The organism is Saliphagus sp. GCM10025334, from assembly GCF_042663485.1.
In the GTDB taxonomy this organism is placed as follows: Archaea; Halobacteriota; Halobacteria; order Halobacteriales; family Natrialbaceae; genus Natronosalvus.
Window position 1 is genome coordinate 534,264 of sequence record NZ_JBHTAF010000002.1, and the last position, 16,008, is coordinate 550,271.

The 16,008-nt window shown below is 63.3% G+C and carries 10 protein-coding genes; 9 read left to right on the top strand and 1 reads right to left on the bottom strand.

Annotated features, from left to right (window positions below):
• The first annotated feature begins 74 nt into the window (after positions 1–74).
• Genes ACFQO4_RS11000 through ACFQO4_RS11030 form a run of 7 tightly spaced genes read left to right on the top strand, consistent with a single transcriptional unit; the run spans position 75 to position 9,115 of the window.
• Complete coding sequence (locus tag ACFQO4_RS11000) at positions 75–3,854, top strand: ATPase, T2SS/T4P/T4SS family (protein ID WP_500260954.1); 3,780 nt, start codon at positions 75–77, stop codon at positions 3,852–3,854.
• A complete protein-coding gene (locus tag ACFQO4_RS11005) occupies positions 3,851–5,905 on the top strand; it encodes a type II secretion system F family protein (protein WP_500260955.1) in 2,055 nt (684 codons plus the stop codon). Before ACFQO4_RS11000 ends, ACFQO4_RS11005 begins: the two co-directional genes overlap by 4 nt.
• A 1-nt stretch (position 5,906) precedes the next feature.
• Positions 5,907–6,404, top strand: a complete 498-nt coding sequence (locus ACFQO4_RS11010; RefSeq protein WP_500260956.1) for a DUF7287 family protein — start codon at positions 5,907–5,909, stop codon at positions 6,402–6,404.
• Between the two features lie 2 nt (positions 6,405–6,406).
• Positions 6,407–7,045 (top strand): DUF7288 family protein, encoded by a 639-nt coding sequence (locus ACFQO4_RS11015; RefSeq protein WP_500260957.1) that lies wholly within the window; start codon positions 6,407–6,409, stop codon positions 7,043–7,045.
• Positions 7,045–7,893 (top strand): DUF7261 family protein, encoded by an 849-nt coding sequence (locus ACFQO4_RS11020; RefSeq protein WP_500260958.1) that lies wholly within the window; start codon positions 7,045–7,047, stop codon positions 7,891–7,893. Before ACFQO4_RS11015 ends, ACFQO4_RS11020 begins: the two co-directional genes overlap by 1 nt.
• Positions 7,890–8,366 (top strand): DUF7266 family protein, encoded by a 477-nt coding sequence (locus ACFQO4_RS11025; RefSeq protein ID WP_500260959.1) that lies wholly within the window; start codon positions 7,890–7,892, stop codon positions 8,364–8,366. Before ACFQO4_RS11020 ends, ACFQO4_RS11025 begins: the two co-directional genes overlap by 4 nt.
• Positions 8,366–9,115 carry a DUF7289 family protein gene (locus ACFQO4_RS11030; RefSeq protein ID WP_500260960.1) on the top strand — a complete coding sequence of 250 codons (750 nt, stop codon included), beginning with the start codon at positions 8,366–8,368 and terminating at the stop codon, positions 9,113–9,115. Before ACFQO4_RS11025 ends, ACFQO4_RS11030 begins: the two co-directional genes overlap by 1 nt.
• Positions 9,116–9,163: 48 nt before the next feature.
• Here the strand turns inward: ACFQO4_RS11030 and ACFQO4_RS11035 are convergent, their stop codons facing one another.
• Complete coding sequence (locus ACFQO4_RS11035) at positions 9,164–10,393, bottom strand: hypothetical protein (RefSeq protein WP_500260961.1); 1,230 nt, start codon at positions 10,391–10,393, stop codon at positions 9,164–9,166.
• 284 nt (positions 10,394–10,677) lie between these two features.
• Between ACFQO4_RS11035 and ACFQO4_RS11040 the strand changes: the two genes are divergently transcribed.
• Together ACFQO4_RS11040 and ACFQO4_RS11045 are read left to right on the top strand one after the other, a co-directional pair.
• Positions 10,678–13,203 carry a methyl-accepting chemotaxis protein gene (locus tag ACFQO4_RS11040; protein WP_500260962.1) on the top strand — a complete coding sequence of 842 codons (2,526 nt, stop codon included), beginning with the start codon at positions 10,678–10,680 and terminating at the stop codon, positions 13,201–13,203.
• Positions 13,204–13,397: 194 nt separating this feature from the next.
• On the top strand, positions 13,398–15,956 hold the full coding sequence (locus tag ACFQO4_RS11045; protein ID WP_500260963.1) for a methyl-accepting chemotaxis protein: 2,559 nt from the start codon (positions 13,398–13,400) through the stop codon (positions 15,954–15,956).
• Positions 15,957–16,008: the final 52 nt, after the last annotated feature.

Sequence of the window (16,008 nt, forward strand, 5' to 3'; positions counted from 1 at the left end):
GGCATTGCCCGAGATTATCAGAAGTGGTAATTTCTGGATGAAACTTTTGATGGATGAGAGATTGGAGGACGTCAATGGCTACTGAGGACGTCGACCAGACCGATCCGGGTGCGGTCACTAAGGGAGGTGACTCGGGATCGGCGTCGGGGTCGAATACACAGACGACACACGAACCGACTCGAGGCGCCGACGTTCGGGTCGGAGCGTACACGTGGGCCGATTTCATGACGGAATACGGCTACGAGGACGAGATCTCGATTCTCTATCCCCACGGGGTGAGCGGCCCCGACGACCAGCTCGGGCTCGATACCGACGGCTCGGCGGAGTCGACCGCACCCTACGGTGCCGACTGGGAGCGCGTCGAGTTCGATCCGGAACCGCACCTGGGCTACGACCCGGACGAACTGCCGGACCTGATCGGCGAGGTGTTTCAGCCGAATGGGGACCGTCTCCAGGATATCTTTCTCACCTACGTCGACCCCGAAACCACTCCAGTTCTGAAGGATTTCTACACCTGGGAACACTACAAGTGGGAGTACTACTACGACGAGGACGGCAGCCGCCCCCGCGACGGGTCGGGCGAAATCGAGTCGTTCGACGAGGAGGAGGCACTCGGGTTCGACCCGGACGACATCCGCCAGAAGATCCACCAGGGCGGGCAGGCCGCGATGGAACTCGACGACGTCGCCGAGGAGCGGACGGTCAACGTCAGCGAGGACCTCGACGAAGACAAGTTCTTCTCGACGGAAATCGGCGACACGACGGTCGTCAACCGGTACGACCTCGAGAAGGCGGTTCCGTTCGCCAAGAAGCGCCACTACCGCGAGGTCGAGCGCTACTGGGTGAACAAACCCTACGCGTTCGTCATCATCTTCCACTCCGAGAAGGAAAACGAGAAGAAGTACTACGCCGTCGAGCCCCACCTGAATCCAATCGAAGAGGAGCTACGGGACTTCCTCGGCGGGAAGTTGCGGACGGCGATCAAGTACTCCGACGACGGGATCAAACACACCGCCGACCTGGACGGCCGCCGCGAGGTCATCGAGGAGGAAACCCGTCGGCTGCTGAAACGCTACGACCTGTTCGAGAAGTCGAGCGGCAAGACCACGAAGGGGATCATCGAATCCCTGCGAACGCTGCTCGATGACGAGGACGAGACCCCGACGACGGCCGACCTCTACCTCGAGGGTACGGCGGCCAGGCCGGAGCCAGCGATTCTCGAGGACGACCCGGACACGCTGACCGAGTACCAGGTCGAGAAACTGCTCTACCTCCTGAAGCGAAACTTCCTCGGCTACGAGCGGATCGACCCGATTAAACACGACATCAACGTCGAGGACATCTCCTGTGACGGCTACAACTCGCCGGTGTTCGTCTACCACTCGGGGTACGAACAGGTCATCTCGAACATCTACCACGGCGAGGACGAACTCGACGACTTCGTCGTCAAACTCGCCCAGCGCTCGGGCAAGGGGATCAGCAAGCGACTGCCGCAGGTCGACACCACCCTCCCCGATGGGTCGCGCGCCCAGTTGACCCTCGGCAAGGAGGTCTCCGACCACGGGACCAACTACACGATCCGACAGTTCAAGGACGTCCCGTTCACCCCGGTCGACCTGATCAACTGGAACACGTTCAGCCTCGACGAGATGGCCTACCTCTGGCTCGCCATCGAGAACCACAAGAGCCTGATCTTCGCTGGTGGGACGGCGTCCGGGAAGACGACCAGCCTGAACGCGGTCTCGCTGTTCATCCCGAGCAACACGAAGATCGTCTCCATCGAGGACACCCGCGAGGTCGAACTCCCGCAGCGAAACTGGATCGCCTCCGTCACCCGCCCGTCGTTCGCCGACGACGACCAGGGCGACGTCGACGAGTTCGACCTGCTGCGCGCCGCGCTGCGTCAACGTCCCGACTACCTCGTGATGGGTGAGATCCGGGGTGAAGAAGGGCGAACCCTGTTCCAGGTCATGTCGACGGGGCACACGACGTACACGACCTTCCACGCCGACTCCGTCGACGAAGTGCTCAAGCGGTTCACGACGGACCCCATCAACGTCTCGAAGACGATGTTCACGGCGCTGGACCTGGTCTCGATTCAGACCCAGACCCGGGTGCAGGGCAAGAAGGTCCGCCGGAACAAATCGCTAACCGAGATCAACCACTACGAGGCCGAACACGACGAGATCAACGTCCAGGACGTCTACCAGTGGCAGGCCGAGACCGACGAGTACCTCAAGATGGGGGACTCGAACACGTTAGAGGAGATCAAGTTCGACCGCGGCTGGAACGACGAGAAGCTCCGGACCGAACTGTTCAAGCGCCAGGTCATCCTCGCGTACCTGATCAAGAACGGCCTCAACACGTACTCGGAGGTCGCCGCGACCGTCCAGGCGTTCATCAACGATCAGGAAACCATCCTGACGCTGATCGCCAACGGCCAGCTCGAGAACAGCCTCGAGGACCTCCAGGAGATGGAGAGCGTCCTGATCGACGTCGACCCCGAGAAGGAGGAACTGGTCCCGCGGCCGGACTCGACCACCGAGACGTACAACCTCTCGACGGACATCCTCGAGCGGGCCGAGGAGTCGCTCTTCGAGGAGTACCGGGGACAGGTTCCGAGCGGCCTCGCGAGCGCACTCGGCGACGTCGAACAGGCCGACACAATCGAGGTCGACCGGGCCGACGTCGACGAGTTCGACTTCGGCGGCGAGGTCGACGAGGACGTCCCGGACGACGAGTGGGACCTCGGCGACGGCTCGACCGAGTTCGCCTTCGACTCGGGCGACGGACCGGCGTGGCTCGACGACGACGGGGACTTCCCCACCGGCGACTCGAGCGATCAGAGTCAGACGGCGACGGCGGATGCGTCGGCTGCGGACGAATCGACGGCCGAACCCGCTACGGCACCGGCGTCTGCACCGGAACTGGAGGCCGGGCCGTCGGAGACATCGACGGCTGCGCCGGACGAATCGACGTCCAGCCGATCCACCGACGAGGTCCAGCCAGCGACCGGGTCCGACGCGGCGGGGAGCCAAGCGAGTCAGCCGGCGGCCGAACCCAGCCCCGAGTCCGACCTCGAGGACGAAAGCGAGGAAGTGACGGCGCAGCAGGCAGGCGCGGGGACGGCTGCGACCGCGGACCACGATGCGGCCGGCGAAGTGACCACCACGGCCGATCCGTCAGCTACGACCGACACGTCTGCCGAAACCAATACGTCTACCACGGCCGAGACGTCCACTACAGCCGATACGTCCGCCACAAGCAGCACTTCGACCACGACAACCACGGAGACGACCGAGGAGGGAGACGGCACCCTCGAGGGACTGTTCTCCGACATGGGGTCGACGCTCGAGCGCCTCGAGGAGGGGCCGAGCACGGAGACACAGACGGAAACGCACTCGAAGCCAGGTCCCGATACGTCGGGATTCGACGCGATGTTCCCGGACCGGGATCTGGACTCGATTTTCGGGTCCGGCCCGACGACCGCCGACGGCTCGAGCGACGACGCTGGTTCCGATTCTGACGGCTCGAGCGACGACACCCCGGCGGAAGCCCCCCAGGGGTCGATCTTCGACGAGGACGACGGGTCGATCTTCGACGACGAGAATCAGCCCACCGACGCTGGCGCGGGTGACGGGCTCGCTGACTCGAGTGCCGGAACGGACACCGTCGACTCGACCGATGGAAGCGGTTCGATCTTCGGTGACGACGGCGACAATTCGATCTTCTCCGAGGACGGAGCCGACGAGGACGCAAGCGACGCCAGCGAGGAGAGCATGTCGGGCTCGATCTTCTCCGAGGACGGAGACGACGAGCCGGCCGACGACGACGCGGAGGCAGACGACGAATGAGCCTCCAGTCGAGCGACGGACCGGGCGGCATCGCGAGCAGTTCCGACCTTCTCGGCGAGATGTTCTACCCGCTCTACGACTGGCTGTTCAGCGAGGACAGCCAGTTCGTCTCCGACCTCGAGACGAAACTCGCCCAGGCACGGATGACCGACACCGTCGAGATGTACCTCTCGCGGTCGCTCGGCATCGGGTTCATCGCCGGCCTCGTGCTCTGGCTCATGGGACTGATGCTGGGGTACGGCCTGTTCGCCACCGGGGTGATCCAGGTCGATACGATCATCGGCTTCCCCGTCAGCAGCGAGACGGTTCTCGCGATCATCGACACGCTGCGGATTCCGGCACTGATCGTCACGACGGGCCTGTTCTTCGGGAGCCTCGGGTTCGCCTTCGGCTTCGGCACACTCGTCGCGATTCCGTACTCGCGCGCGTCGACGCGCAAGCGCGAGATCAACATGCTCCTGACGGACGCCGTCTCCTACATGTACGCCCTCTCGGTCGGCGGACTGAACCAGCTCGAGATCCTCGAAGCGATGGCCGAGGCTGACGACACCTACGGCGAGGTTTCGAAGGAGTTCCAGAGCATCGTCCAGGAGACCGAGTACTTCGACGTCGATTACCGGACGGCCATCCGAAAGCAGGCAATCGAGACCCCGAGTGACGACCTCTCGCAGTTCCTGACCGACATGCTCTCGATCGTCAACAGCGGCGGCGACATGGAGAGCTTCCTCGAAGACAAGAAGGAAAAACACATGCGAACCGCCAAGCAGGAGCAGGAACTCACCCTCGAGACGCTCGAACTGTTCGGCGAGATGTACATGACACTCTCGCTGTTTCCGCTCCTGTTGATCATCATCCTCGTGATCATGCAGATGGTGCCGGACGCAGACGTCGATCCCAACCTGCTGTACATGTCCGTCTACGGACTGATCCCGCTCACGGGAGCGGGCTTCATCGTCCTCGTCTCGACGGTCAAACACGACGAACCCGGCGACGGCTACCTCGGAACGTCGAGCGGGGACAGCCGGATCAAGCACGAGCAGGACAGCGGCCTCCTCAACCTGGGTCTCGTCGAGCAGTACACCGGCGCCCACCGCGTCTTCGACCGGATCAAGAACCGTGAGGGTACCCACGAGACCGTCAAGGTTCTGCAGGCACCGCACATCTTCTTCCGGGACAACCCGCTGTACACGCTCGCACTGACCGTGCCGGCCGCCCTCGTCGTCGTGACGACGGCGATGGTCAACGGGAGTGCGCCGACCTCGTGGGACGGGATGAAAGCACGGCCCGTCTGGGGCACGTTCATCTACCTCTACGCGCCGCTTTACATCACGATGGTCCCGCTCTCGGTCTTCCGGGAGTGGAACGTCATCTCCCGGAACGCCGTCGTCAAGACGCTCTCGGAAGACTTGCGAAAACTCGCGAGCGCGAACGACACCGGCCTCACGCTCCTCGAGTCGCTCAAGTCCGTCTCCGAAACAACCTCGGGGCGGCTGGCTCGCGAACTCGAGTTGATGCACACCAAAGTCAATTACGGGATGAGCCTCTCGGAGGCGCTCGTCGAGTTCAACAACAAGTACCACATCCCGCGGCTGGCCCGGACGGTCAAGCTCATCACGAAGTCCCAGGAGGCGTCGAACCAGATTTCGGCGGTGTTGCGGACGGCCGCCCGCTCGAGCGAGAATCACGACGACATCGAACGGGAACGAAAGTCCCGGACGCGGATGCAGGTCGTCATCATCATCATGACGTTCATGACGTTGCTCGCGGTGATCGCCATCCTCCAGACCCAGTTCATCGGGACGATGGCAGGTCTCGAGACGGGCGGCAGCGACGTCGACGCCGGGGCGAACAGTCAGCTCGCGGACGCCAACTTCAGCGAGAACGTCGACATCGATCAGCTGTCGCTGCTGTTCTTCCACGCGGTGACCTTGCAGGCCGTCCTCTCGGGGTTCATCAGCGGCTACATCCGTGACGCCGACCTGCTGAGCGGGTTGAAGTACGTGATCATTCTCTCGACGATCGCCCTGATCGCCTGGGCGCTGGTGGCCTGAGATGACGCGCCGACGCCCCCGTACCGTCTCGGTCTCGATCTCACTCGACTCGAGAGGCCAGACCACCCAGGACTTCGCGGTCGGCATCGGGGTGTTCCTGCTCGCGGTCGCGTTCGTGTTCTCGTTCGTCCCGTCGCTGATCACGCCGTTTTCGGCGTCGACGGCACCGGAGTCGGCACAGGCTGACCGAATCGCCGGCGAGATCGTCACAGAGTACTCGAGCGGGGAGCCGAACGACCTCGATCTGGCGGCGCTCGAGGACGCCGATCCCGACGGGCTCACGGGACTGGGGCTGCGAAACACCGGGTCGGTTCGGATCGATCGGATCAACGTGACGGTCGTGAACGCCACTCGAAATCCCCAGTTTGGCGTTGGAGACGAGTACCGGGGCCAGTCGGCGGGTAGTGCGACGCGGATCGTGACGGTTTCGAATACGTCGGCGATGCCCGGCGACGTCGACTGCGACCCCGCCTGTCGACTCGTCGTAAGGGTGTGGTAACCATGAGACGGAATACACCGAATTCGAGAACGACCGATCGCGGCCAGGCGTACACGCTCGAGGGGTTCATCGCGGCGTTCATCCTGTTGATCGCCGTCCTCTTCGCAGTGCAGTCGGTGGTCATCACGCCATCGTCGGGCGGGGCGGTCGACCGCACTGCCCAGGCCCAGCAACAACAACAGGTCCAGGACGCACTGATCATCGCTCAGCGAGAGAACGACCTCTCGCAAACCGTTCGGTACGTCGACCTAGACTCGAGCGACGAGTTCGAGGAGTTCCACAACCACTCGAGCGGCGTCCAGGGAGTTTACTCGACGGCGGCGTTCGAGAACGTATCGACGCTGGGTGCCATTTTGAATCAGCACCTCGACGCCGGACAGAGTTACAACGTGGAGTTACACTACGAAAACGAGTCCGGAGAGGCGGCGTCGCCGATCAAACTCGTCAACCAGGGACCGCCCTCGAGTACGGCGGTGACGGCGAGTTACACAGTCGTTCTGCACGACGATCAGAATCTGACCTCGCCTGATCACGACGATCGAACCCTCGACCAAATACAGGGTACGGAGGGATACATCCCCGATATCGACGACGGTAGCGGCCTCTACAACGTCGTAGAGGTACGGGTGGTCGTATGGTGATGACACAGGAGAAGAGAGACCGCGAACGCGGTCAGCTCGTCCTCATCTCCGCAATCACCATCGCGTTCATCCTCCTCGGCGTCGTCGTCGTGTTCAACGGCGTCCTCTACACCCAGACGCTCTCCTCGAGCGCGTCGGGGCAGACCGTCTCGGACGCCGAGCGGACGGCAGCAGAAGTGACCCAGGGTGTGCTGACAGTCGCCGAGCAGCGAGACGAGGTGGCCGTCGACTCGAACGATCAAATCATTACGGACGTCGAGGCGTTCCTGGACCAGTATCAGAACCGGACGGCGACGAATCGACCAGCGATCGTCTCGAGCAACGTGTCGGCAGTGAATGGAACGTACGCGACCGCGAACCTCTCCGCCGAGCGAAACGTGTCGGACGCCGATATCTACGGAGTGGCGCTTACGCTCGAGAGCGGCGATCTCAACGATAGTGAAAACGTCACCGTCGAACTGGCCGGAAGCCCAGACGTCACGATATCGGAGGACGACGGCACCCTCGAGATCGAGCGAGGAGACGACCGCTGTGAGATCGAACTCGACGGAGAGCCGGCGACGATCGACTTCGTCACGGGAACGGTCCACGGTGCGGAACGGACGACGTGTTCGGCGAGCAGGCTCTCGCTGCCGACGACGAACGTCGACCTCGTCGTTACGCCTAGTGATAACCTCAGCGACGTACAACTTGAGGTACTCTTCACCGGCGGGGATCCGCTGACAGGCTGGGAGGACGATAAAGACGCCGTCGTCGCAATCAAGATCGGCCTCGAGTACACCACGAACGACCTCACGCAGTCTCGAACGCTCGAGGTGCCGATGCCGCTGGGGGTGTACAACTCGTGATTGGGCCCGAATCGAACGACCGCGGTGTCTCCATCGCCATCACCCACGTCCTCACCATCGGCATCACGACAGTCCTGATCGCCGGGCTTCTCATCTCCGCCGGGTCGCTCCTCGAGTCCCAGACCGATCGTAGCGCCCAGCAATCGCTCGAGACCATCGGGGAACGGCTCTCTGGCGAAATCTCGGCTGTCGATCGAATGACGACCGAGAACGGATCGGCGAATCTTACCGCCGAACATCCGTCGATGGTCGCCTCGAATCGGTATACAATCACGTTGCTGGATAACGAAACCTGTGCGGATCAGCCGTTACTCACAGACGCGACGAACTGTATGCGATTGAGCGCACAGAGCGCGGACGTCGATATCTACGTGCCAGTGACCGCCCCCGTCGACGACGGGAGTTCGGTTTCTGGCGGAACCATCCGGATCGTCCACGACGGCGACAAAGTTAGACTCGAGCGTGATCGCTAATGTTCGATCGTACCCCCTCCTGTGATCACGACGATCGCGCCGTTTCCGAGGTCCTGGCGTTCATCCTCGTGTTCACCATCATCATCGGTTCGGTGACGATGGTGTCGGTCTTCGGGATGCAGTCGCTGACGAGCTACCAGGAGGGCGAGCAATTGCGCAACGCCGAGCGGGCGATGGACGCCCTGAGCGACAACTTCAACGACGTGGTCCGGTACGACGGCGTGACGGCTCGATCGGGCGAACTCAATCTTCGTGGTGGGTCGGTGTCGACGGCGCACGAGGGGACGGAGTTGACGATTTCCATCAACGATAGTTCTGGCGATGTGATCAACGAGACCGACGTGACGACTGGCGGCCTCGTATACGAAGCCGGCAGCGGCACCGACACCATCGCCTACGAGGGCGGCGCCATCTTCCGCGGCGATCATACCGGGAACGTCGTCCTCCAGGAGCCCATGCTCCGCTGTCGGGACGACACCGCCGTCGTGTCCCTGCTCGTCATCGAAGCCGAGCCACGAACCCTCCAGAGCAGCGAGATCAACCAGCTCCGGCTCACCGAAAACACGTCGAAGACGACCCGACGGACCTACACCGGCGTCGACGAGGTGACGGTCGACGTCGGCAACTCCGAGTACAAGATGGCCTGGGAGCGGACGCTCGAGGAGCGTGGGTTCGGCGAAGATGAGTGCAGTCTCGGCGGCGACGGCCGCGTCACGATTCACGTCGTCTACGCCGACCTCGAGTACTGAACGTCACATCAAACTGAGTACTGAACGTCACGCCACCTCGAGTACTGCTCACTTCCAGTCGCCGGTCAACATCACCCGATACCCCGCTCGAGCGCCGAGCGCCTCGACTCGAGCGGCGTGGTCAGTCGAAGAACCCGCGGTATTGAGGTGGTACCCGTTCGAAAGTTCCCGGCTCCGTGAGAGGCGCGATGCACCATCCCGGTCGACGAGAACCGGGGGGTCCAGGGTGCCACCGGCCTCGTGGGCCTCGGGTTCCGATCCGGGCCACGGAACGTGGACGCCCGATAGTCCCCGCTCGAGGAGGAACTCGGCGGCGTGGACGAGCGCCTCCGTGGACGAACCGTGGCCGATAGCCCCGATCGAGCCGTGATCGGCGAAGAAACGGGCGACGTACTCACCGTCCGATCGTGTCGTCGGTTCGTTTCGGTCGGTAGATGGGGTGGTGTTGCTGGTAGTGTCATCGCCAGCGTCGCCGTCACCGGAGTCGCCAGCGTCGGGTCGTTTGTCGGGAGGACCGTCCAGCGACCGCTCGCAGTACTGGACGCGGTCTCGAGTCGGCTTCTCGAGGGGCTCGCTCTCGTCCTCGGCCTCGGCAGCCTCGCTCTCGAACGTCGGGGTCCCGGCGTCGGGGTTTCCAGACGTGGACGGAGACGCGGACGCGGCGTCGGTCCCCGAGAACGAACCGATCAGATGTTCGATCAGTCGGTCGACGGCCGCCTCGAGTTCGTCGGTGTAGGCCGACCCGGTGACCGCCTCGAGATCGTCGACGAGCGTCTCTCGCACCGCCGTACGCTCGACGGCCAGCCGACGAGCGACGGTCGCTCTGGAGTGGCGCCCAAGACGCCGCTCGAGCGCCGGTCTCTGGTAGTGCTCGAGTAGCGGGTCGAGTGTCTCCCGGCGGCGAAGGTCGCAGTGATGAGTGTCGATCGAGTCCGTTCCGGCGAGCAAAACCGCCTCGCGGCCGTCGGTGTAGATCGCGCGATCGACCCCGGTTTCGGCGAGACAGGTCCCGAGTGCCGAGAGGCGATCACTCGAGGGGAACGCGCTCGCCGGATCGACAGTCACGAACAGCGCGGGGGTCGCCTCGATCGAACAGACGTACTCGAGTGTGGTTCCCGCCACCGAGATGTTTCGCCGGCAGTCATGGACGGTGTTCCAGCCAAGGGCGCTCAACAGCATGTCGACGATTGGCGTCGTTTCAGCCAGTGTCTCCGGTGGCGCGGCTTCACACAGGAGCCGGGTTCGGGTAACGAACGTCTCGAGGCGGGGGGTAGACATGTGCGTTCAGTGGCGGATACTCGGGTAGGTATCCCGGGCTGACAACTTAAACGACACTGTTCTGCAGAGACCTGTTCTCAGTCGTGATAATCACGGGAGAGGATTTATTGTGAATGATACCTGTCTATGACCGTATGTTAGGCCCGGTCCGAAAAGTCATTCCCAAATTCATCAGACAGCGATACGCACTCAAGTTCGCTATCGTGCTTCTCGTCATCGGTCTGTCTGTGGGGGCAATGGGGTATCTGGGGACGAATCAAATCGCGAATGAAGTACAGTCGCAGGTGCAAGACGATTCCGCAGAGCTGGCACAGCAGGAAGCCCGGAACGTCGACAAGTGGAACCAGTTGAACGTCCAGGCACACAAATCAGCTGAAGATACGCTGACGACGGGTGAAACAGGAGAGTTGCTCGGTGCACGTAACTCGATGTCCGCCCACAGCGTCCATTACGTCGACCTCAACAACAACGTCACGCACAGCACAGTGGGGGACCTCAGCGGGAAGGCTCCCGCAGAAATCGTTCGAAACCACAGTCCCGAGAACGGCGAGATTACCTGGGCAGCGGAGTTCGCCAGGATCGAGCCCCACTACGAGAGCAACGACGACCCCCTGAAATCAGGAGGCGAGTTCTACGGCTACCGGGTTTCGAGCCTCGATACCAACGTTGCAATCGTGCCACACTACGCGTCCGATGGGACGCGCGTGTTGAGTTACGTCACGAGCGTCGATGGGAAAAACGAGTTCATGGTCACCACCCTCGAGATCGGTGCGTACACTGACGAGATGATTCACAACGAAGACGAGGGTCGAATCTCGTTCATCGTCATGGAGACCGGCGGCGGCGACGCCAAGGTCGTCATGGACCCGAGCGAAAACGCCTACCTCGAGGAGTACTCGACCGAAGACTTCAACCTCAGCGCAGTCGGCCTCGAGGGCGAGCACTTCTCGGTCGACGAGCCGAACGACGCGCTGGCGTCAGCCGTTGGCAGCGATTACGGAAACGAACCGTACATCGGCGCGGCGGCTCGCGTTACCGAGGGCAGTCCGTTCCTCGTCGTCGTCCACACGCCCGAATCCGAGGCGTTCGGCTTCGTGCAGGACGTTCAGCAGTACGGCATCTACGCCTCCATCGGTGGCATCCTGTTCGTGATGCTCATCGGCGGCGTCATGGGGCGCAACACCTCGCGCTCGATCGACCGACTCACGACGAAAGCCGAGCGGATGGAAGAAGGCGACCTCGACGTCGAGTTCGAGACCCAGCGCGTCGACAGTATCGGTCGGCTCTACGCCGGGTTCGCCACCATGCGCGACTCGCTGAAGAACCAGATCCAGAACGCCCAGGACGCCCGTGAAGAGGCCGAACAGGCCCGCGCGGAGACCGAGGCGATCAACCGCCACCTCGAGGCGAAAGCCGACGAGTACCGCGCCGTCATGCAAGAGACCGCCGAGGGCGACCTCACCGCCCGGATGGACGCCGAAACCGAGAACGAGGCGATGGAAGACATCGCCCTCGAGTTCAACGCGATGGTCGCCGAACTCGAGGAGACCACCGCCGGCGTCAAGGCCTTCGCGACCGACGTCGCAACGGCGAGCGAACAGGTCACCGCCTCGAGCGAGGAGGTTCGTTCGGCTTCCGAGCAGGTCACCGAATCCGTCCAGGAGATTTCCGACGGCGCCGAGCGCCAGAACCAGAGCCTCCAGTCGGTCAACCACGAGATGAACGGCCTCTCGACCACGATCGAGCAGATCGCAGCCTCCTCGAACCAGGTGGCCGACATCGCCGAGCGAACGGCCCAGACGGGCAAGCGTGGGCGCGACGCCGCCGAGGACGCCATCGAGGGCATGGCCGAGATCGAATCCGAGTCTCAGTCCGCAGTCGAGGAGATCGAACGACTCGAGGCGGAGATGGAACAGATCGACGAACTCATCGAGTTCATCACCGAGGTCGCCGAACAGACCAACATGCTGGCGCTGAACGCCAACATCGAGGCCGCTCGCTCGGGCGACTCCGGTGAAGGGTTCTCTGTGGTCGCCGGCGAGGTCAAGGAACTGGCCGAGGAGACGAAGACGGCGGCCGAAGACATCGAGGAGCGACTCGAGGCGATCCAGAACCAGACCGAGCAGACGGCGACCGAGGTGCAGTTGACCAGCGACCGGGTGGCCGAACACACCGACTCGGTGCAGCGGGCGGCCAACGCGTTGGACGAGATCGCCGACTACGCCGGCGAGACCAACGTGGGCGTCCAGGAGATTTCGGCGGCGAGCGAGGAGCAGGCGGCGTCGACCCAGGAGGTCGTCTCGATGGTCGACGAGGCCGCGACGATCTCCGAGGAGACCACCGCCGAGAGCGAGAACGTCGCCGCTGCGGCCGAAGAGCAGACTACGGCCCTGACCGAGGTCTCCCGCAGCGCGAGCGACCTCGCGAACCAGGCGGCACAGCTCTCGGAGGCGCTCGACCGATTCGACACCAACGCCCAGCCGGCGCTCGAATCTGGGGACATTGACGACCTCGAGAGCGACGCGATCGCGTTCGACGACGCGACCCCGTCGGTGACGGATGCGCCAGCTACCGACCAGTCTGAGCAACAGACCGAAGAATCGAACCCCGTCGAGATCGGGGCCGGAAGCGGAGCGGGCGGTGATGGAGCGGGCGACGGCGGCGAGACCGACGACGTCGATTCCGTCGACTCGGCGGGCGTAAACGAGTCGACGCTGGCACTCGAGTCGGAAGTCGAAGCCGACGACGGCGACGGCGACGACGAATCCGACGACAGCGACGACATGTTCACGTTCGGTAACAGCTCCTGAGCGGCTCGATCAGCGAATCCGTACCGAATTCGGCGTTTTTTCTGTTTCGTTCTCCCGTGTTTCGCTCTCTCGAGTAGTAACACCGTTCTCGAGCCTGGCGTTCGTCCGATTCTTTCGACGTCTCGAATTCGTCTCGTATCTGTGATGAACTTTCACAGCAAACATTTATTACGGATAGCTGATCTATAGGTCGTATGGTGAGTATCGTCCGCAGACTGGTTCCACGAGTGATACGACGAAGTTACGCGCTGAAGTTCGCTATCGTGTTGCTCGTTCTGGGGTGTGCCGTCGGGGCAATCGGACTGGTCGCGACCGAGGAAGTACAGACGGAGGTGCAATCGATCGTGCACGAAGACCACGGGACGCTCGCGGTCCAGCAGGCACAGGGCATCAGAAACTGGAATACGAACAACGAAGAGACCGTCGAGGCGATGGCCCGCTCGAGTGCGATCGAGAGCGGAGACGCCGAAACCATCCAGGCGTATCTCGACGACGAAATCGCCGGTCGGTACAATTCGGGCGCCGGTCGGACGTATCCACACATTCACTACATCGACGCCGATTCCGGCGACATCGTCGCCAGCACGAAGACGGATCAGGATCTGAACCCCGTCTCGGAACTCGAGGGCGAGTGGTTCGACGACCTCGATTCGATCAGCGGAACGGTGACGACCGGCGCCTACCAGAGTGGGACGTTCGGCGGGAACGAAGAGCGGGTCGCGTACGTGACCGACGCCGGCGACCTTCAGGACAGCTACCTGCTGGCGTACACCGTTCCGCTCTCGTTTTACGAACAACAGATGCGAGACGGCGACTCCGGCGTCGTGATGCTCGTCGACGGCCAGGATCGCGTCATCGCCTCGAGTCCGACCGGAGCAAAATGGGCGAACTACGACGAATCCACCCGGCCACTCGAGACGGCGCGCTCGCTGTCGGCTGGACAGGGCGAGGGGATGCTCGTCGAGGCCGGCGCCCAGGGCGTCCTGACCAGCCGATCCAGTTACAGCATCGGTTCCGGCGAGGAGTACGTCGTCGGCGCCGCGCCGGTTCCGGGGACCGACTGGGTCGCCCTCGTCCACACGCCCTCGAACAGCGCGTACGGCTTCGTACAGAACATCCAGCGGTACGGGATCTACGCGACCCTCGGCATCGTCCTGCTGGTCGTCCTGGTCGGTGCAACACTCGGGTTCAACACCTCGCGCTCGATCGACCGGCTCACCGGGAAGGCTGAGCGGATGGAAGAAGGCGACCTCGACGTCGAACTCGAGTCGCCCCGGATCGACAGTATCGGTCGGCTCTACGCCGGGTTCGATAGCATGCGCAACTCGCTGAAGAACCAGATCCAGAACGCTCAGGACGCCCGTGAAGAGGCCGAACAGGCCCGCGCGGAGACCGAGGCGATCAACCGCCACCTCGAGGCGAAAGCCGACGAGTACCGCGCCGTCATGCAAGAGACCGCCGAGGGCGACCTCACCGCCCGGATGGACGCCGAAACCGAGAACGAGGCGATGGAAGACATCGCCCTCGAGTTCAACGCGATGGTCGCCGAACTCGAGGAGACCACCGCCGGCGTCAAGGCCTTCGCGACCGACGTCGCAACGGCGAGCGAACAGGTCACCGCCTCGAGCGAGGAGGTTCGTTCGGCTTCCGAGCAGGTGACCGAGTCGATCCAGGAGATCGCCGACGGCGCCGAGCGCCAGAACCAGAGCCTCCAGTCGGTCAACCACGAGATGAACGGCCTCTCGACGACCACTGAGGAAATCGCGGCGTCCTCAAACCAGGTGGCCGACATCGCCGAGCGAACGGCCCAGACGGGCAAGCGTGGGCGCGACGCCGCCGAGGACGCCATCGAGGGGATGGACGCCATCGAGACCGAATCCGAGGCCGCGGTGGCCGACATCGAGGCGCTCGAGGCGGAGATGGAACAGATCGACGAACTCATCGAGTTCATCTCTGAGGTGGCGAAGGAGACGAACATGTTGGCGCTGAATGCCAACATCGAAGCGTCGCGTTCGAACGCGGGGGAAGACGGCTTCTCGGTCGTTGCCGGCGAGGTCAAGGACCTGGCCGAGGAGACCAAAGACGCCGCCGAGGACATCGAGGAGCGACTCGAGGCGATCCAGGCCCGGACGGCCGACACCGCGGAGTCGGTGACGAACACGAGCGAGCGCGTCGAGGCGAACCGCGACGCCATCGAGGACGCCGTCGCCGCGCTGGACGAGATTGCCGACCACGCCGAGGAGACTAACGTGGGCGTCCAGGAGATCAGCGCAGCGACCGAAGAGCAGGCGGCGTCGACCCAGGAGGTCGTCTCGATGGTCGACGAGGCGGCGACCATCTCCGAGGAGACCACCGCCGAGAGCGAGAACGTCGCCGCCGCGGCCGAAGAGCAGACTACGGCCCTGACCGAGGTCTCCCACAGCGCGAGCGACCTGTCCGATCAGGCCACACGGCTCTCGGAAGCACTCGACCGCTTCGACACCGGCGTCGGACCGGGTCAGGTGGTCGACGCCGAGGCGAAAGTCCTCGTCGCGGGGGCGGACAACCCGACACCGCTTCCCGAGACCGGATCGGACCCATCGCTCGAGGACGAAACTGCGCCCAAATCGGTCGACCATACGTCCGAATCCCTCGAAGAGCAGCGAGACGACGACGAAAGCGACGGCGACGAACGGGCGGACGACACTGCGTCGGGCGACGGCCGGCGCGAGGACGACCCGTCGGACGTCTTCACCTTCGGCGAGGAGAACTAACGGATTCCTCGCGTTCGAGGCCCCACTCGAGTACCGTGTCGAGACGCTCGAA